At 72.6% G+C, this 17301-nt stretch carries 16 protein-coding genes; 12 read left to right on the top strand and 4 right to left on the bottom strand.

The annotated features are described in order from the left end of the window. The first annotated feature begins 7 nt into the window (after positions 1-7). From LRS07_RS08475 to LRS07_RS08510, 8 genes are all read left to right on the top strand, one after another. Entirely contained in the window at positions 8-1867 is a 1860-nt protein-coding gene (locus LRS07_RS08475) for an acyl-CoA dehydrogenase (RefSeq protein WP_260501496.1), read from the top strand. A gap of 106 nt (positions 1868-1973) precedes the next feature. Beyond that, complete coding sequence (locus tag LRS07_RS08480) at positions 1974-2156, top strand: hypothetical protein (protein ID WP_260501497.1); 183 nt, start codon at positions 1974-1976, stop codon at positions 2154-2156. A gap of 50 nt (positions 2157-2206) precedes the next feature. After that, entirely contained in the window at positions 2207-2506 is a 300-nt protein-coding gene (locus LRS07_RS08485) for a Dabb family protein (RefSeq protein WP_260501498.1), read from the top strand. Positions 2507-2515: 9 nt separating this feature from the next. Continuing rightward, positions 2516-2953, top strand: coding sequence for a PaaI family thioesterase (locus LRS07_RS08490; protein ID WP_260501499.1), 438 nt, complete (start codon positions 2516-2518; stop codon positions 2951-2953). A gap of 27 nt (positions 2954-2980) precedes the next feature. After that, complete coding sequence (locus LRS07_RS08495; RefSeq protein ID WP_260501500.1) at positions 2981-4003, top strand: NADP-dependent oxidoreductase; 1023 nt, start codon at positions 2981-2983, stop codon at positions 4001-4003. Between the two features lie 13 nt (positions 4004-4016). Beyond that, entirely contained in the window at positions 4017-4949 is a 933-nt protein-coding gene (locus LRS07_RS08500) for a glutathione S-transferase family protein (protein WP_260501501.1), read from the top strand. Beyond that, complete coding sequence (locus LRS07_RS08505; RefSeq protein ID WP_260501502.1) at positions 4949-5857, top strand: SDR family oxidoreductase; 909 nt, start codon at positions 4949-4951, stop codon at positions 5855-5857. Before LRS07_RS08500 ends, LRS07_RS08505 begins: the two co-directional genes overlap by 1 nt. Before the next feature lie 345 nt (positions 5858-6202). Next, positions 6203-6871 (top strand): PEP-CTERM sorting domain-containing protein, encoded by a 669-nt coding sequence (locus LRS07_RS08510; protein ID WP_260501503.1) that lies wholly within the window; start codon positions 6203-6205, stop codon positions 6869-6871. A gap of 70 nt (positions 6872-6941) precedes the next feature. Here LRS07_RS08510 and LRS07_RS08515 read toward each other — a convergent pair whose 3' ends face one another. Then, positions 6942-8663 carry a tannase/feruloyl esterase family alpha/beta hydrolase gene (locus LRS07_RS08515; RefSeq protein WP_260501504.1) on the bottom strand — a complete coding sequence of 574 codons (1722 nt, stop codon included), beginning with the start codon at positions 8661-8663 and terminating at the stop codon, positions 6942-6944. Between the two features lie 279 nt (positions 8664-8942). Continuing rightward, positions 8943-9473 carry a MarR family winged helix-turn-helix transcriptional regulator gene (locus LRS07_RS08520; protein ID WP_260501505.1) on the bottom strand — a complete coding sequence of 177 codons (531 nt, stop codon included), beginning with the start codon at positions 9471-9473 and terminating at the stop codon, positions 8943-8945. A gap of 105 nt (positions 9474-9578) precedes the next feature. Here LRS07_RS08520 and LRS07_RS08525 point away from each other — a divergent pair, with 105 nt between their 5' ends. The 3 genes from LRS07_RS08525 to LRS07_RS08535 are packed head-to-tail and all read left to right on the top strand — an operon-like array spanning position 9579 to position 14248. Further along, complete coding sequence (locus LRS07_RS08525) at positions 9579-10973, top strand: ethanolamine ammonia-lyase subunit EutB (protein ID WP_260501506.1); 1395 nt, start codon at positions 9579-9581, stop codon at positions 10971-10973. After that, the gene (eutC, locus tag LRS07_RS08530) at positions 10970-11848 is read left to right on the top strand and encodes an ethanolamine ammonia-lyase subunit EutC (RefSeq protein ID WP_260501507.1); all 879 of its coding nucleotides are present in this window, start codon (positions 10970-10972) and stop codon (positions 11846-11848) included. Before LRS07_RS08525 ends, eutC begins: the two co-directional genes overlap by 4 nt. Positions 11849-11881: 33 nt before the next feature. Beyond that, complete coding sequence (locus tag LRS07_RS08535) at positions 11882-14248, top strand: Tex family protein (protein ID WP_260501508.1); 2367 nt, start codon at positions 11882-11884, stop codon at positions 14246-14248. A 12-nt stretch (positions 14249-14260) separates the two neighbouring features. On the opposite strand, the gene LRS07_RS08540 is transcribed toward LRS07_RS08535, so the two are convergent. Both LRS07_RS08540 and LRS07_RS08545 read right to left on the bottom strand, forming a co-directional pair. Then, positions 14261-15091 carry a Bug family tripartite tricarboxylate transporter substrate binding protein gene (locus LRS07_RS08540; RefSeq protein ID WP_260501509.1) on the bottom strand — a complete coding sequence of 277 codons (831 nt, stop codon included), beginning with the start codon at positions 15089-15091 and terminating at the stop codon, positions 14261-14263. Between the two features lie 141 nt (positions 15092-15232). Then, complete coding sequence (locus LRS07_RS08545) at positions 15233-15601, bottom strand: VOC family protein (protein WP_260501510.1); 369 nt, start codon at positions 15599-15601, stop codon at positions 15233-15235. Between the two features lie 83 nt (positions 15602-15684). Here LRS07_RS08545 and LRS07_RS08550 point away from each other — a divergent pair, with 83 nt between their 5' ends. Next, positions 15685-17283: a winged helix-turn-helix domain-containing protein gene (locus tag LRS07_RS08550; protein WP_260501511.1), complete on the top strand. Its 1599-nt coding sequence runs from the start codon at positions 15685-15687 to the stop codon at positions 17281-17283. Positions 17284-17301 lie beyond the last annotated feature (18 nt).

The raw sequence follows: 17301 nt of genomic DNA on the forward strand, positions 1-17301 counted from the left end.
GCGCGACGTGGGCTTCGCCGAGCACTACCGGCGGCACGCCGAGTTCGTGCTGCACGACTGGCTGCAGGTCGAGCGCCTGGCCGAGCGGCCGCGCTTCGCCGAGCACTCGCGCGAGACCTTCTCGGCGGTGCTCGACCTGGCGCAGCGGCTGGCGCGCGAGAGGTTCGCGCCGTTCAACCGCCTGGCCGACACCGAGGAGCCCACGTTCGACGGCGAGCGGGTGCACCTGCCGCAGCCGACGGTGGAGGCGATGCGGGCCTATGCCGCGAGCGGCCTGCTGGCGGCGATGGAGGACGAGGCCCTCGGCGGCCTGCAGCTGCCCTGCACGGTGGCGATGGCGGCCAACGCCTTCATCTCGCACGCCAGCGTCGGCATGGGCGGCTACGCCATGCTCACCCGCGGCAACGCGGGCCTGCTGATGGCGCACGGCACGCCGGCGCAGCAACGGGTGTTCGCGGCCAATGAATTCGCCGGCCGCTGGTTCGGCACCATGTGCCTGTCCGAGCCGCAGGCCGGCTCCAGCCTGTCGGACATCACCACCCGGGCCGAGCCGGATGGCGAGGGCGCCGAGCGCGACCCGCTCGGCCCGCGCCACCGGCTGCGCGGCCACAAGATGTGGATCTCGGCCGGCGAGCACGAGATCACCGAGAACATCGTGCACCTGGTGCTGGCCAAGATCCCGGGCGCCGACGGCAGGCTGGTGCCGGGCGTGCGCGGCATCTCGCTGTTCATCTGCCCGAAGTGGCTGGTCGACGACCAGGGCGCGCTGACCGGCGAACGCAACGACGTGGCGCTGGCCGGCCTGAACCACAAGCTGGGCTACCGCGGCACCACCAACACGCTGCTCAATTTCGGCGAGGGCCGCTTCCGCCCCGGTGGCAAGGCGGGCGCGGTGGCCTACCTCGTCGGCCGGCCGGGCGAGGGCCTGAAGGCCATGTTCCACATGATGAACGAGGCGCGCATCGGCGTCGGCCTCGGCGCGACGATGCTGGGTTATGCCGGCTACGACGCGAGCCTCGACTATGCGCGGCAGCGGCCGCAGGGCCGGCCGGCGACGCCCGCCGGCAAGGACCCGACGCAGCCGCAGGTGCCCATCGTGCAGCATGCCGACGTGCGCCGCATGCTGCTCGCGCAGAAGGCGTATGTCGAAGGGGCGGTTGCGCTGGAGCTCTACTGCGCGCGCCTGGTCGACGAGCAGGACACCGGTGACGCCGGCGCCAAGGCCGAAGCGGGCCTGCTGCTGGAGGTGCTGACGCCCATCGCCAAGAGCTGGCCCAGCGAGTGGTGCCTGGAGGCGAACAGCCTGGCCATCCAGGTGCTGGGCGGCTACGGCTACACCCGGGACTTTCCGGTGGAGCAGCACTGGCGCGACAACCGGCTCAACATGATCCACGAAGGCACGCACGGCATCCAGGCGCTGGACCTGCTGGGCCGCAAGGTGGTGATGAACGGCGGCGAAGGCCTGTCGGTGCTGGCCCACCGGGTGTCGCAGACGCTGGCGCGCGCGGGCCAGTGCGCGCCGCTGGCCGACGATGCGAACCGCCTCGCCGCCGCGCTTCAGCGCCTGGGCGCGGTCACCAAGGCCGCCTGGTCCACCGGCGTGCCGGCCGAGGCGCTGGGCAACGCGGTGCCGTACCTGCAGGCCTTCGGCCACACGGTGCTGGCGTGGATCTGGCTGGAGCTGGCGCTGACGGCGCAGGCCGCGCTCGATGGCGGGGCCACCGGCGGCGACGCCGACTTCCTGCGTGGCAAGCTGGCCGCCAAGGACTACTTCTTCCGGCATGAGCTGCCCAAGTGCGAGCCGTGGCTGCAGGTGGTCGCCGCGCGCGACGCCACCACGCGGGAGGTGCAGGACGCGTGGCTCTAGTGTTCGCCCCTCGTTCGACGGGTACGTCGTCCGATCCCCCGAGGGGATGCGGGCCGGCTTGGGAGCGGCCCGGCGCTCGGCCCGGACAAGCACCGTCGGCCGCGCCATGAAGACGGCCACCCTCGACACCTGGATCTGGGTGCTGCTCTACGGCGGGCTGATCGCCCTCAGCCTCGGCTGGTTCATCGTCGACCGCGACCTGCTGCTCGCCCATTGGGTGCAGGGCGCCGGCGCGGTGGCCTGCGCGCTGGGCGTGCTGCTGTGGGTGCTGCGCAGCCGGCGTTCCTGACGCCCGCCCCCGATCCCCTTCGCCCCCCTCACCCCTTTTCGCCTTCGCCCATGCCGATCCGACACGTCGTCGTCTGGACGCTGCACGACAGCGCCGACATCCCCCGCTTCCAGGCCCTGCTGGAGGACTGCCGCCAGCTGGTGCCCGGCATCCTCGAATTCGACGTCGGCGTGCGGCGGGACGGCTTCGAGGCCAACGCCGACGTGGTGCTGGTCTCGACCTTCGCCGACGCCGGGGCGCTGGCGGCCTACCAGCAGCACCCGCAGCACCAGGCGGTGGGCCGGGCGGTGGCCGGCATGCGCAAGGAGCGCCGGGTGATCGACTACCCGGTCGACGCCGTGGCGGGTTGAGGGCGGCCGATGGACTTCCCCACCCGCATCCCCTTCGTCGAACTGCTCGGCCTGTCGCTGGAGCACTTCGAGGTCGACACCGCCCGGCTGGCCTTGACGCTGCGCGACGAACTGGGCAACTCGCTGGGCATGGCGCACGGCGGCGTGACCATGACGCTGCTCGACGTGGCCATGGCCCACGCCGCGCGCAGCCCGACCACCGAGGGCGGCGAGCGCACACCGGCGGTGGTCACCATCGAGATGAAGACCACCTTCATGCGCCCCGGCACCGGACGGCTCGTCGCCGAGGGCCGGCGCCTGCACCGCACCGCGTCGATGGCCTTCTGCGAGGCCGCCGTGCGCGACGACCACGGCCGCCTGGTGGCGCACGCCACCGGCACCTTCAAGTACATGAAGACGGCCACCGTCGGTGGCCGCCGCATCGACCCACCCGTCGGCGGCGACTGAGCTGCCACGCCCTTTCGAGGAATCCCCATGTCCACTTCGGTCAACCGTCAGTTCGTCCTTGCCTCGCGCCCAGAGGGCGAGCCGAGCCCGGCCAACTTCCGCCTGGTGGAGCAGCCGCTGCCCGAGGTCGGTGACGGCCAGGTGCTGGTGCGCCACCACTACCTGAGCCTGGACCCGTACATGCGCGGACGCATGAGCGAGGGCAAGAGCTACGCCGATCCGCAGCCGCTGGACCAGGTGATGATCGGCGGCACGGTGGGCGAGGTGGTGGCTTCGAAGAACGACCACTTCAAGGTCGGCGACCACGTCGTCGGCATGGGCGGCTGGCAGGAGTACCTGCTGGTGGGCGCCGACCAGCGCGGCGTGCTGCAGAAGGTGGACACCACGCACGTGCCGCTGTCGGCCTACCTGGGCGCGGTCGGCATGCCGGGCGTGACCGCCTGGTACGGCCTGGTGAAGGTCATCGCGCCCAAGGCCGGCGAGACGGTGGTGGTCAGCGCCGCCAGCGGCGCCGTCGGCGGCGTGGTGGGCCAGCTGGCCAAGGTGCGCGGCGCGCGCGCGGTGGGCATCGCCGGCGGCGCCGACAAGTGCCGCTACGTGGTCGAGGAGCTCGGCTTCGACGGCTGCATCGACTACAAGCAGCACGCCGATGCGAGGTCGCTGGCCAAGGCGCTGCGCGAACACTGCCCGGACGGCATCGACGGCTACTTCGAGAACGTCGGCGGCATGGTGCTCGACGCGGTGATGCTGCGGGCCAACGCCTTCTCGCGCATCGCCATGTGCGGAATGATCGCCGGCTACAACGGCCAGCCGATCCCGATGGCCGCGCCGCAGCTCATCCTGGTCAACCGCATGAGGATCGAGGGCTTCATCGTCAGCGAGCACATGCAGGTCTGGCCCGAAGCGCTGAAGGAGCTGGGCACGCTGGTGGCGCAGGGCAAGCTGAAGTACCGCGAGTCGATCGCCCAGGGCCTGGAGTCCGCACCCGAGGCCTTCATCGGGCTGCTCAAGGGCCGCAATTTCGGCAAGCAACTGGTCAAGCTGGTCTGAACGCGGGACGGCGATGGACGAGCTCATCCTCCACCACTACGACGGCAGCCCTTTCTCGGAGAAGGTGCGCCTCATCCTCGGCTTCAAGGGGCTGGCCTGGCGCTCGGTGACGGTGCCGCGCATCCTGCCCAAGCCCGATGTCGTGGCCCTCACCGGCGGCTACCGTCGCACGCCCTTCCTGCAGACCGGCGCCGACGTCTGGCTGGACACGGCGCTGGTCGCCCGGGTGCTGGACCGCCGGCGGCCCGAGCCGCCGCTGTACCCGCCCTCGGCGCCGCTGTCGCCGCTGCTGGCGCAGTGGGCCGACGCCACCCTGTTCTGGACCGTGGTGCCATGGGTGATGCAGCCGGCCGGCGTGGCGGCCATGTTCGCCGGCGCGCCGCCGGAGGCCGCCAAGGCCTTCGGTGCCGACCGCGCAGCGATGACGGCCGGCATGAAGCGGCTGTCCACCGCCGAGGCGTCCGTGCTGCTGCCGCAGTACCTGGCCGCCCTCGATGGCCAGTTGGCCGACGGCCCGGGATTTCTGTTCGGTCCGCGGCCGACGATCGCGGACTTCTCGGTGGCGCACTGCCTGTGGTTCGTGCAGCGGTTGCCGCCGGTGGCGCACATCCTGGCACCGCACGCGCGGCTGGGCGCCTGGCTGGAACGCATGCGGGCGCTCGGCCATGGGCAGCCCACGCCGATGGGCAGCGACGAAGCGCTGGCCGTGGCGCGTGCGGCCGGCGGCCGCTTCGTGCCCTGCGCGGTGGCCGAGGGCCTGGGCTTCGCCGCCGGGCAGCGCGTGCGGGCGGCGGCCACCGACTATGGCGCCGATCCCATCGTCGGCACGCTGGTCGGCCTGGACGCGGACGAGGCGGTGATCGAACGCGAGGACCCGCAGGCCGGCACGGTACACGTGCACCTGCCGCGCCTGGGCTACCAGATCAAACCTGAGGAGACGGTGTGATGCGGCAGTTCAAGGACCGGGTGGCGGTGATCACCGGCGCGGCCAGCGGCTTCGGGCTGGAGGCCAGCCGGCTGGCCGCGCGTGAGGGCATGCGCGTGGTGATGGCCGACCTGCAGGCCGAGGCGCTGGAGCGCGCGGCGGCCGAGGTGCGCTCGCTGGGGGCCGAGGTGCTGCCCTTCGCGCTGGACGTGTCGCAGGCCGACCGCGTGCAGGCCCTGGCCGAGGCCACGCGGGCCCGTTTCGGCACGCCGCACTTCGTCTTCAACAACGCGGGCGTCGGTGGCGTCGGCGGACTGGCCTGGGAAGCCAGCCTGCGCGACTGGCAGTGGACCCTGGGCGTGAACCTGATGGGCGTGGTGCACGGGGTGCACACGTTCACGCCGATGATGCTGGCCGCGGCCGAGGCCGACCCGGCCTACGAGGGCCACATCGTCAACACCGCCTCCATGGCCGGGCTGGTGAGCCCGCCCAACATGGCGGTCTACAACGTCACCAAGCATGGCGTGGTGGCGCTGACCGAGACGCTGTACCAGGACCTGTCGCTCGTCACCGACCGCGTGCGCTGCTCGGTGCTGTGCCCGTTCTTCGTGCCCACCGGCATCCACCAGAGCGAACGGCACCGGCCCGCTGCGCTGGCCCGAGAAGCCCCGCCCACCCGCAGCCAGCAGGTGGCGCGCGCCATGGCGGAGAAGGCGGTGACCCACGGCAAGCTCACCGCCGCCGACATCGCCCGCCTGACGTTCGAGGCGGTCCGCGAGGACCGCTTCTACATCGTCAGCCACCCCAAGGCATTGAAGGGTGTGCAGACGCGGCTGGAGGACATCGTCCAGCTGCGCAACCCGAGCGACCCCTTCGCCGACCGGCCGGAGGTGGGCCGGCAACTGCGCGATGCGCTGCGCGGCCCATGAACGAACGTGCATGGGTTCCCTGTGCTGACCGAAGCTGGCTCTGATCACGGGAGCGCCTAGCCCCTGCGCCACAGGGCGATCGGCAACCCGCCGATCGCCTTTTGTTTTAGGGAGATGCGCAGGCACTTCGTTTGACGCCGGTACGGCGTAACCGAACGCTTACAGGCTTACAGCGCTCGTTGCGCGAACCCGCCACACATCTCGACACCTGCATCGTTTGCCGATGCCGCCGGGTGACCTCCCAAGGGGAGGGGCTGCTCCTTCCTACCCGATGTGCCAAGGTCCGCATCGCTGCTGCCACCGTCCGCGGGCGGCCGCGGTGATGTGCAACCTTGGGAGTCCTCCATGAAGAAACAACTTGCTCTTTGCGCGGCGGTGCTGGCCGTGGCGGCGCCGGTCCATGCGGCCGTCTGGGTCATCGGCGACAACGACGGTTACGGCGCGGGCATCGCCGACAACGCGAACCACAGCTTCAACGGGTTCAGCGCCAACTACGACGGCCGGTCGGCGGCGGAAACGGCGGCCACCGACGGCGCCCAATACACCGACACCTACAGCACCACCCATCCCGGCTATGGGCCGCAGCCCGGCACGGTCGCTACCTTCACCTTCTCGGGTCTGGGCAGCGGCTGGACCCAGGGCACCATGATCTTCGACATGGCGGACTTCCAGGCCACCACCTTCGGTGCGGTCGCCACCACCTACAACGGCATCGCGCAGAACTGGGCCTTCAACGACGGGTTCCCGAGCACCCGCATCCGGGTCTTCGACCTGGCGCCCGATGTGATCGCCTCGATCAACGCCACCGGGGCGCTGGTGGTGACCGTGAACCGCAACGCATCGGGTGACTTCTACGGCTTCGACTACACGGCGCTGAGCAACGAGTCGCTGCAGGCGCCGGACATCCCCGACCGCATCCCGCCGGTGAACGCCATCCCGGAGCCCGAGACCTACGCGCTGATGGCGCTCGGCCTGGCGGCGATGGCGACCGTGGTCCGGCGGCGTCGCCACTGATCGGCTCGCCGCGCGCCAAGACAAAGGCCGCCCTCGGGCGGCCTTTGTCGTCACGACGCCGACGCGGTCGCTACTGGCAGGAGAAGCTGTCGGCCGACTCCAGGTTGGTCGCGCCGGTGCGCAGCCGTGCCACCTGGGGGTACGGGCACAGCGGCCGGCTGCGGTTGGCCGCCCAGCCGGCCGGCACCTCGGCGTTGACGCCGCCGGCATTGCCGGCGCCCCGGGCGGTGGCCACCAGGCTGGCCGGTGCCTCGCCCTTCTCGACCCAGTTGACCAGCGGGGTCAGCGCATCGAACTGGTCGGTGGCCGGACCGCCGGAGCAGTGCCCCATGCCCGGCACGCGGAAGAAGCGGGCGAAGTTGCTGGCATCGCCGCCATTGGCCGCGCGCAACCCGTCGTACCAGACCGCCGTGTCGTCCACCGAGAAGATCGGGTCGCTGACGCCGTGGTAGACCAGCACCTTGGCGCCCCGGTTCTTCAGCGTCGCCAGGTTGGTCGGGTTGACCGGCTGCATGAAGGACAGGGCCGACTCGGTGTAGGTGGCGTTGGTTGCCTGCACCGCCGCCAGCATGTCGTCGATCAAGCCGTTGAGCGCCAGGTTCGGGCCGTTGAAGGTGGCCGGGTTGGCCGGCGGCACGCCCCAGATCACGCCGACGCCGCCGGTGTCCAGGTTGAGCGACGCACCGAACTCCCAGAACGGGATGCCGCCGCTGCCCAGTCCGCTGTCGTACGGGAAGCTGGCGTAGAACTTCCGGCCCTGGCCGTCCACCGCGCCGGAGAAGATCGGCGCGATGGCCGTCTTCTTCGCCGCCGACAGGCAGTTGGTGGTGGTGCCACCGCCGCACGTGGCCACGTCGGTGTTCAGGTTGAAGGCGGCCTGGCAGGCGGTGGTGTCCTGCACCAGGCCGTCGCTGGCGCCGTCCAACGCATCGCACTTGGCCACCACCGCCGCCGCCACGGTGGCCCGTTCGGCCGCGGTGAAGGCGGTGCTCAGGCCGGCCTGCGTGGCAGCGTTGGCCCCGCTGTCGACCACCGTCGCATACCGCTTGGCGCCGTAGATGTTGGCGATCGCCGCCAGCGGCAGCCGGTAACCCGGCGCGCCGGCCAGATAGCCGTCGTACTGCTCGGGCATGCGCGTCATCGCGACGAAGGTGTGGCGTCCGCCGTTGGAGCAGCCGCCGAAGTACGAGCGGTCCGGCCCCTTGCCGTAGGCGGCGGCGATCAGGCCCTTGGCGATGGGCGTCAGCTTCATCGCCGCCTGGTAGCCGTAGTCCAGCCGCGCCTGCGCGTCGACGCCGAAGGCGCCGTTGGCGTTCTGCGCCCCGTTGTGGCCGGCGTCGGAGCTGATGACCGCGAAGCCCTGGTGCAGCGCGTTGGTCAGCGGGCCGCCGCCGAAGGCGCCCACGGCCTGGCTCACGGCGCCGTCGGTGCCGCCGTTGCCCTGGTGGAAGAAGCGGCCGTTCCAGGCGTTGGGCAGCCGCATCTCGAAGTTGATGGCGTAGGTCTGGCCATCCTGCGGGCTGGTGCGCCGGTTCAACTCACCGCGCACGAGGCAATGGGCCGCGATCGGCGTGCCGGCGACCGTCAGCGCGCCGGCCGCTTGCGCGGCGGCGGAGGTGATGGTCAGGCCCGCGGCGGTGAAGCGTGCGCCCAGGTCGGCGCACGACGACAGCGTGGCGCCGGTGGCGGCCGAGAGCTGGGGCAGGGGCGCGGGGTCGTCGCCGCCGCCGCAGCCGGCGAGCAGGAGCGCGCAGGCGGCGGCGCTCCCGGTCAGGGACAAATGGGTTCGCATGGTGGTCCTCGTTGGGGGGTGCTGCAGCACCCGGAACGCCCGGGAAGTGTTTATCTTGGTGAACGAATTGGATCCGGTCGAGTTGGTGCATACCCTCGACGCAGGCCGCGGCGAACCGGTCTGTCGGCGAAACACCGGGGGAAGTCGGCAAGTGGCGAATCACCGGCTCCGGCAAATCGGATCCGACGTGCAGTTCCCTGGGGCCCGGCGCCGCAGTCGCTCAGCGTGCGCCGTGACGCCGCCCCACCGCCCTCGCGCGGCGGTGCGGCGGTCCGGGGCTCAGGCCGGCGTGACGCGCCGCAGCGAGGTGCGCGTGCGTCCGCGGGCGAGCTTGTGCAGCAGCTCGGCCAGCATCAGCTGCTCGGCCGTGGTGAGGGTGGCGCAGGCGTCGCGCTCGGCCTGCAGCAACCGTTGCAGCGCCTCGTCCGCCAGCGCGGCCCCCTGCACGGTGGCGTGCAGGTGCTGGCCTCGGCGGTCCTGCTCGTTCGCCTCGCGCAGCACCAGGCCGCGCTGCTGCAACTGGTCGAGCGCACCGGTGATGTAGGACGGGCTGAGCGCCAGGGCCTTGGCCAGCTGGGCGGGCGACACGGCACCGTTGGCGCGGATCAGCGACAGCACGGTGAACTCCACCGTGCGCAGGCCGAAGGGCTTGCCCACCGCATCGTGGAAGACGTCCAGCGTCACCACCGACGCCTGCGCCACCTGGTAGCCCAGCAGCTGACGCAGCCCGTCCTCGTCCAGGTGGCCGGCCGGCGTCTCGCCGGGCAGCTGGACACGCGGGCGTTGAGGTTTCGGCGGGAGGGTGGCCATGGTGTGCGGCGTGGGGCGCGCGCAATGTACCTGCGCCGACGGGCCGCTTGCCGGAGGCGGCACGCTGCGTGCATGGTGGCCATGACCTCGACTCGGTGCTCCCCCATGCCGTATTCGCACGTCGTCGCCGGTCAGCGCCACGCCTTCGCCGACCTGCGGCAGGTCATGGCCAAGGCCACGCCGCTGCGCTCGGGCGACGTGCTGGCCGGCATCGCGGCCGCGTCGTCGGTGGAGCGCATGGCGGCGCGCCTGTGCCTGGCCGAGCTGCCGCTCACGGTGTTCCTCCACGAGGCGCTGGTCCCCTACGAAGACGACGAGGTGACGCGGCTGATCCTCGACGGCCACGACGCCGCGGCCTTCGCCGAGGTCGGCCACCTGACGGTGGGCGGCTTCCGCGACTGGCTGCTGTCGGACCTGGCCGACGAGGCGGCGTTGGCGCGCATCCGCCCCGGCCTGACGCCGGAGATGGCGGCCGCGGTGTGCAAGCTGATGCGGCTGCAGGACCTGATGCTCGTCGCCCGCAAGTGCCGGGTGGTGACCGCCTTCCGCGACACCATCGGCCTGCCCGGCCACCTGGCGGTGCGGCTGCAGCCGAACCACCCCACCGACGATGCGGCCGGCATCGCCGCCTCGCTGCTCGACGGGCTGCTGTACGGCGCGGGCGATGCGGTGATCGGCATCAACCCGGTCGGCGACAGCGTGCCGCAGCTGGTGGACCTGCTGCAGCGGCTGGACGCGCTGATCCGGCGCTTCGACATCCCGACGCAGAGCTGCGTGCTCACGCACGTGACCAACACGCTGCGGGCCGTCGAGCGCGGCGCACCGGTGGACCTGGTGTTCCAGTCCATCGCCGGCACGCAGAAGGCCAACGCCGGCTTCGGCGTCTCGTTGTCGCTGCTGAAGGAGGCGCACGACGCGGCGCTGTCGCTCAAGCGCGGCACCGTCGGCACCCAGTGCATGTACTTCGAGACGGGACAGGGCAGCGCGCTGTCGGCCGACGCGCACCACGGCGTGGACCAGCAGACGCTGGAGGCGCGGGCCTACGCGGTGGCCCGAGCCTTCGACCCGCTGCTGACCAACACCGTGGTCGGCTTCATCGGGCCGGAGTACCTCTACGACGGCAAGCAGATCGTGCGCGCCGGGCTGGAGGACCACTTCTGCGGCAAGCTGCTCGGCGTGCCGCTGGGCTGCGACGTCTGCTACACCAACCATGCCGAGGCCGACGGCGACGACATGGACGCCCTGATGACGCTGCTGGCGACCGCCGGCCTGTCCTTCCTGATGGGCGTGCCCGGCGCCGACGACGTGATGCTCAACTACCAGAGCACCTCCTTCCACGACGCGCTGGTCCTGCGCCGGCTGCTGGGCCTGAAGCGGGCCCCGGAGTTCGAGGCCTGGCTGCAGCGCATGGACATCACCGACGCGGCCGGCGAGCTGCGCGCGCTGCCGGCGTCGCATCCGCTGCTGCTGGCGATGGAGACGCTGGGGGACGGGTCATGAAGGGTTCGAGCTCACGGCACCCTGGCGGGCCGGGCGGCCGGCCGCCCCCGAGCCGGCCCGGCATCCCCTCGGGCGATCGGCCGGCGCTCCCGGCGGGCGACGGGTCGGCCGTCACCGCCGATCCCTGGCAGGCACTGCGCCGCCACACGCCGGCGCGCATCGCGCTCGGCCGCAGCGGGGTCAGCGTGCCGACGGGCGAGCTGCTGCGCTTCGGCCTGGCGCATGCGCAGGCCCGCGACGCGGTGCTGCAACCGCTGGACGCGGCGGCGCTGGAACGCGACTTCCGCGGCGCGGGCTTCGAGGTGCTGACGACCCGCAGCGCCGCACCCGACCGGGCGACCTACCTGCTGCGGCCCGACCTCGGTCGACGGCTCGACGAAGCCGAGATCGAGCGCCTGCAGTCCGCCGGTGCGCCGCCGTGCGACCTGCTGCTGGTGGCGGGTGACGGCCTGTCCGCGCTGGCGGTGCAGCGCCACGCGCTGCCGCTGGCCCGTGCGGTGCGCGAGCGCACGCCGGCCGGCTGGACGCTGGGCCCGGTCGTCATCGCCACCCAGGCCCGCGTCGCGCTGGGCGACGACATCGGCCAGGCGCTGGGGGCCCGGCTGGTGGCGGTGCTCATCGGCGAGCGGCCCGGCCTGAGCTCGCCGGACAGCCTCGGCGTCTACCTCACCTGGGCGCCGCGCCGCGGCCGCAGCGACGCCGAACGCAACTGCATCTCCAACGTCCGGCCGCAGGGCCTGAGCTCCGCGCACGCGGCCGACGCGCTGTGGTGGCTGGCGCAGGCGGCGGCGCGCCTGCAGGCCACCGGCGTGGTGCTGAAGGACGAGCGCGGCCCTTCCCCACCGGGCGCCGGGGCCGCCGGCAGCGATCGCTAAACTGCCGCGCCTTTGCCATCCCGGACGTCGAAGTTGGACCAGAAGATCCTGTTGCAGATCGCGGACGAGCTGAAGGTCGCGCCGCGCCAAGTCAAGACCGCCGTCGAGCTGCTCGACGGTGGGGCCACCGTCCCCTTCATCGCCCGTTACCGCAAGGAGGCCACCGAGGGCCTGGACGACGTCCAGCTGCGCGAGCTGGAAGCCCGCCTGGGGTACCTGCGCGAGCTGGAGGAGCGCCGCGCCGCGGTGATCCAGAGCGTCGCCGACCAGGGCAAGCTGACGCCGGAACTGCGTGCCGCGCTGGACGCCGCGCCGACCAAGCAGGAACTCGAAGACCTGTACCTGCCCTACAAGCCCAGGCGCCGCACCAAGGGCATGATCGCCCGCGAGGCGGGGCTGGAGCCGCTGGCCGACAAGCTCTTCGCCGACCCGTCGCTGGACCCGCAGGCCGAGGCCGCGGCGTTCGTCAACGCCGAAGGCGGCTTCGCCGACGCGCTGGCCGTGCTGGACGGCGTGCGCGACCTGCTGTCCGAGCGCTGGGCGGAGGATGCGGCGCTGGTCGGCGGCCTGCGCGAATGGCTGTGGGCCGAGGGTCGGCTGACGTCGAGGAAGGCCGAGGGCAAGGACGAGCAGGTGCCCGACGTGGCCAAGTACCGCGACTACTTCGACTACGACGAGCCGATCGCCCGCGTGCCGTCGCACCGGGCGCTGGCGGTCTTCCGCGGCCGCACGCAGGAGGTGCTGGACGCCAGGCTGGTGGTCGGCGAGGAGGTCGCGGCCGGGCAACCCACGGGCGCGAAGGCGACCCCTTCGGTGTCGGTGGCCGAAGGCCGCATCGCCCACCACCTGGGCTGGCGCCACCAGCAGCGCCCCGGCGACGAGCTGATCCGCAAGGCCATCGCCTGGACGTGGAAGGTCAAGCTCTCGCTGAGCCTGGAGCGCGACCTGTTCTCACGCCTTCGTGAAGAGGCCGAGAAGGTGGCCATCAAGGTCTTCGCCGAGAACCTGCGCGACCTGCTGCTGGCCGCGCCGGCCGGCAAGCGCGTGGTCATGGGCCTGGACCCCGGCATCCGCACCGGCGTGAAGGTGGCGGTGGTCAGCGACACCGGCAAGGTGCTGGGCACGTCCACCGTCTACCCGCACGAGCCGCGGCGCGACTGGGAAGGCTCCATCCACACCCTGGCCCAGCTGTGCGCGCAGCATGGCGTGAACCTGATCGCCATCGGCAACGGCACCGCCAGCCGCGAGACCGACAAGCTGGCGGCGGACCTCATCAAGCGCCTCGAGTCGCTGGCCCCCGGCGCCACCGTGCAGAAGGTGGTGGTCAGCGAGGCCGGCGCGTCGGTCTACTCCGCCAGCGAGTTCGCCAGCCAGGAACTGCCGGAGCTCGACGTCAGCCTGCGCGGCGCGGTGTCGATCGCGCGCCGGCTGCAGGACCCGCTGGCCGAGCTGGTGAAGATCGACCCGAAGAGCATCGGCGTCGGCCAGTACCAGCACGACGTCAACCAGGGCGCGCTGGCGCGCACGCTGGACGCGGTGGTCGAGGACTGCGTCAACGGCGTGGGCGTGGACCTGAACACCGCGTCGGCGCCGCTGCTGTCGCGGGTGTCGGGGCTGTCGGGCACGGTGGCGGCCAGCATCGTGCGCTGGCGCGACGCCAACGGCGCCTTCCGCAGCCGCCAGCAACTGCTGAAGGTGCCGGGGCTGGGGCCGAAGACCTTCGAGCAGGCCGCGGGCTTCCTGCGCATCCGCGACGGCGAGAACCCGCTCGACATGAGCGGCGTGCACCCCGAGACCTACCCGGTGGTGGAGAAGATCATCGCCGCCGCCGGCCGCCCGATCGGCGAGCTGATCGGCGCCGCCGACGTGCTGCGCACGTTGAAGCCCGAGGCCTTCGCCGACGAGCGCTTCGGCGCCATCACGGTGAGGGACATCCTCGCCGAGCTGGAGAAGCCGGGCCGCGACCCGCGGCCGGACTTCAAGGTGGCGCGCTTCAACGACGGCGTGGAGGACATCGCCGACCTCCGGGAGGGCATGGTGCTCGAGGGCACGGTGAGCAACGTCGCCCAGTTCGGCGCCTTCGTCGACCTGGGCGTGCACCAGGACGGGCTGGTGCACGTCAGCCAGCTCGCCAACAAGTTCGTCAACGACGCGCGCGAGGTGGTCAAGGCGGGCGACATCGTCAAGGTGCGGGTGCTGGAGGTGGACCTGCAGCGCAAGCGCATCGCGCTGACGATGAAGCTCGACGCGCCGGCCGGCCGCCCCGGCGGCGGTGCACGGGACGCCAACGGCTTCAGGCCCGCCGGCCGGCAGGAACGGGCGCCTTCGCGCGCCGCCGCGCAGCCCGCCGGCCAGAGCGCCATGGCGGCGGCCTTCGCCAAGCTGCAAGGGCGGCGCTGAGACGCCCCGGCGTCAGCCGGTCTTGAACAGGCCCTTGCGCACCATCGCCTCCCAGAACCGCGACTCCTGCGCGATCAACGCCTGGAACTCGGCACGGCCCTGGGCGGCGACCTCCAGGCCGAGCCCCTCCAGCCGCTGCCGGACGGTGTGCGACCGCAGGCTGCGCAGCGTGGCGTCTTCGAGAGCCTGCAGTGTTCGCTCGGTGGTGGCCTTGGGCGCGAACAGCCCTTGCCACGCCTGGAAGGCGTAACCCTCGACACCCCCGTCGGCGATGGGCGGCACCTCGGGCACCGCGGGCGAGCGTGTCCGCGACGAGATGCCGAGCGCCCGCAGGCGGCCGGCGCGCACATGCTCCAGGCTGGAGGCCACGTTGTCGAACGACGCGTCCAGCCGGCCGGCGATCAGGTCGACCAGCGCCGGAGCGGAGCCCTGGTACGGCACCACCTGGGGCTTCGACCCGGTGGCCTCGCCGAGCAGCAGCGTGGCCAGGTGCGGCGGCGTGCCGATGCCGGGGACGCCGAACTGCAGCGGGCGGGCCCGTGCAGCGGCGGCGACGTCGGCCACGCTCTTGAACGGCGAGTCGGCCGGCACCACGAGGAGGAACTGGGTGCGCACGGTGAGCGCGACCGGCACCAACAGCGCCTGCGGATCGGTGTCGTTGCCGGGCAGCAGGTGGCGCGCGATCAGCACCTGGCCCTGGTTGCCGTAGAGCAGCAGCGAGCCGTCGTCGGCCGGTGAGCGGCCGACGTGCGACGCCGCGGTCAGCCCGCCGGCACCGCCACGGTTCTCCACCACGATGGTGCGGCCCAGCTCGCCGGCCAGGCCCTCGGCGATCGCGCGCACGGCGATGTCCGACGCGCCTCCCGGCGCGAAGGGGGATGACGATGGTGCTGGTGGACGGACGCGGCCGCTGCGGCTCGGCCCGAGCCGGGGTCCACAGTGCCGGCGCCGCCAGCAGGGCGACGAGGTGGCGACGTCGGGTCATCAGCGGTCCACCCGGGCGTGAAAGACAAGCTCCAGCAGGGCACCGTCGGGGTCCTCGACGAAGAGCTGGAGGGCCGAGCCGTCGGGCAGGGCGCGCAGCCGGTGGGGCACGCCGCTGCGGCGCAGCCGCTCCTCCAGCGCCGCCCGTCCGCGCGCCCGCAGCGCCACATGGTCGATCCGGCCGGCCGGCGCGCTGCCGCTGGCGTCCAGCACGTGGACCAGCGGCCGGCCCTGGGCGTACAGCCATCGCCCGGGCACGGCGAAGGGTGGGCGGGGGCCGGCGTGCAGGCCGAGCAGGCTGCCGTAGAAGGCCTGCGTGCGGTCCAGGTCGCCGGAGCGGATGGTGAAGTGGTCGAGCGCGTGCAGCATGGCGCGGATCGTGCGGCCGTTCGCCCGCCACGGTCCTCAAGGTAAGCTGAAGGTTCTCGCAATCCGGCGACCTCGACATGCCGATGGCCCGCGACAAGGACGCTTCCCGCGCCAGCGTCGATCCGACGCCGCTGCGGGTCGGTCGCTGGCGCGTCGATCCGGCCACCGACTCGATCGCGCTGGACGGGCGCACCTGCAAGCTGGAGCCGCGGACCATGCGCCTGCTGCTCGTGCTGGCGGCCCGGCCGGGCGACGTGCTGCGCAGCGACGAACTGCTCGATGCGGTGTGGCCGGGGGTGGTGGTGACAGGCCAGTCGCTGTACCAGGCGGTGGGCGAACTGCGGTCGATGCTCAAGGCCGATGCCGCCACGGGCGAGTTCATCGCCAACGTGCCGCGCAAGGGCTACCGGCTGGTGGCCCCGGTGGCGCGCCTGCCGGACGCGGTGGCGTCCGCCACGCCGGCGCCTCCACCGCTCGACGCCCGGCAGACGATCGCCGTGCTGCCGTTCCGCGACCTCGGGCTGTCGGCGGCGTTGGGTTTCCTGCGCGAGACGCTGCTGGCCGGGCTGGTTCTCGAGCTGTCGCGCCAACCCAACCTGGCGCCCATCGCCCGCGGCACGATGCTGTCGTATGCCGACCGGCCGGTGCCCCCGCGCCAGGTGGCCGCCGACCTGGGCGTCCGCTACGTGCTGGACGGCACGATGGCGCAGCTGGGCGACGAGCTGCACATCGGCTGCGAACTGGTCGATGCGCGGTCCGAGGCCGTGGTCGCCAGCGAGGCCATGCGCCTGCCGGTGGGCGAATGGCCGGCGCTCACCCAGCACGTCGTCGGCCGGCTCGCGCGCGCCGCCCGCCTGCAGCTGTCGGACCATGCGTCGAGCACGGTGGACGCGTCGCCGGCCGACGGCGTGAGCGCCCTGCAGCTGTCGAGGCGGGCCTGGGTCGAGCTGTACTGCCGGCCGCAGACGCGCCAGACCAACGACCGGGCGTGGCGCTGGGCGCTGGAGGCGGTGCAGCGGGACGGCTCGGTGGGGGCCGCCTGGAACGCCCTGGGCTACTGCGAGTGGCGGGCGGCGCAGTACGGCTGGTCGGAACGCGACCGCGGCGCACTGCTGGACGACGCCGTGGCGCATGCGCAGCAGGCCACCGTACTGGCACCGTCGGACCCCGACGCCTGCTACACCCTGGGCCTGGTCACCTACACCCGCGGGGAGCTCGAGCGCGGTGCGGCCAACCTGCGGCACTGCCTGGACATCAGCGCGTCGTACGCGCCGGCGCACGGCATGCTGGGCCTGGTGCGGGCGGTGCAGGGGCATCCCGAAGAGACCGCCGAGCTGTGCCGTCGCGCCTTCGCCCTCAGCCCCCGCGAGCCGCTGCGTGCCACCTGGCACTGGACCGAGGCCTGCGCGCTGTCGATGCTGGGCCGCGATGCGGAGGCCTTCGAGCGCGCCTGCTTGGGCATCGCCGCCAACCCGGACTATCCGGCGTGCTACCTGGTGGCCGCCGTGGCGGCGCGCCGCCTGGGCAAGTCGGACGAGGCGGCCCGCTACGCCACCGTCCTGCGCGGCGGGGCGTTCCACAGCATCGCGCGCCTGCGCGCCATGCTGCCGCCGATGCGGGTGGAGCCCTGGGCGTCGCGTTTCCTCGAGGACCTGGAAGCGGCGGGCGTGCCGGCGCGCTGAGCGGGCGTCGGCGCTCGC

The sequence above is a fragment of the Aquabacterium sp. J223 genome (genome assembly GCF_024666615.1).
GTDB lineage: Bacteria > Pseudomonadota > Gammaproteobacteria > Burkholderiales > Burkholderiaceae_C > J223.

Coding starts and splice junctions, on each gene's coding strand:
- LRS07_RS08525 (WP_260501506.1), top strand. CDS start 9,579: ATGCCGTATTCGCACGTCGTCGCCGGTCAGCGCCACGCCTTCGCCGAC.
- LRS07_RS08495 (WP_260501500.1), top strand. CDS start 2,981: ATGTCCACTTCGGTCAACCGTCAGTTCGTCCTTGCCTCGCGCCCAGAG.
- LRS07_RS08510 (WP_260501503.1), top strand. CDS start 6,203: ATGAAGAAACAACTTGCTCTTTGCGCGGCGGTGCTGGCCGTGGCGGCG.
- LRS07_RS08550 (WP_260501511.1), top strand. CDS start 15,685: ATGGCCCGCGACAAGGACGCTTCCCGCGCCAGCGTCGATCCGACGCCG.
- LRS07_RS08500 (WP_260501501.1), top strand. CDS start 4,017: ATGGACGAGCTCATCCTCCACCACTACGACGGCAGCCCTTTCTCGGAG.
- LRS07_RS08515 (WP_260501504.1), bottom strand. CDS start 8,663: ATGCGAACCCATTTGTCCCTGACCGGGAGCGCCGCCGCCTGCGCGCTC.
- eutC (WP_260501507.1), top strand. CDS start 10,970: ATGAAGGGTTCGAGCTCACGGCACCCTGGCGGGCCGGGCGGCCGGCCG.
- LRS07_RS08505 (WP_260501502.1), top strand. CDS start 4,949: ATGCGGCAGTTCAAGGACCGGGTGGCGGTGATCACCGGCGCGGCCAGC.
- LRS07_RS08480 (WP_260501497.1), top strand. CDS start 1,974: ATGAAGACGGCCACCCTCGACACCTGGATCTGGGTGCTGCTCTACGGC.
- LRS07_RS08485 (WP_260501498.1), top strand. CDS start 2,207: ATGCCGATCCGACACGTCGTCGTCTGGACGCTGCACGACAGCGCCGAC.
- LRS07_RS08490 (WP_260501499.1), top strand. CDS start 2,516: ATGGACTTCCCCACCCGCATCCCCTTCGTCGAACTGCTCGGCCTGTCG.
- LRS07_RS08545 (WP_260501510.1), bottom strand. CDS start 15,601: ATGCTGCACGCGCTCGACCACTTCACCATCCGCTCCGGCGACCTGGAC.
- LRS07_RS08520 (WP_260501505.1), bottom strand. CDS start 9,473: ATGGCCACCCTCCCGCCGAAACCTCAACGCCCGCGTGTCCAGCTGCCC.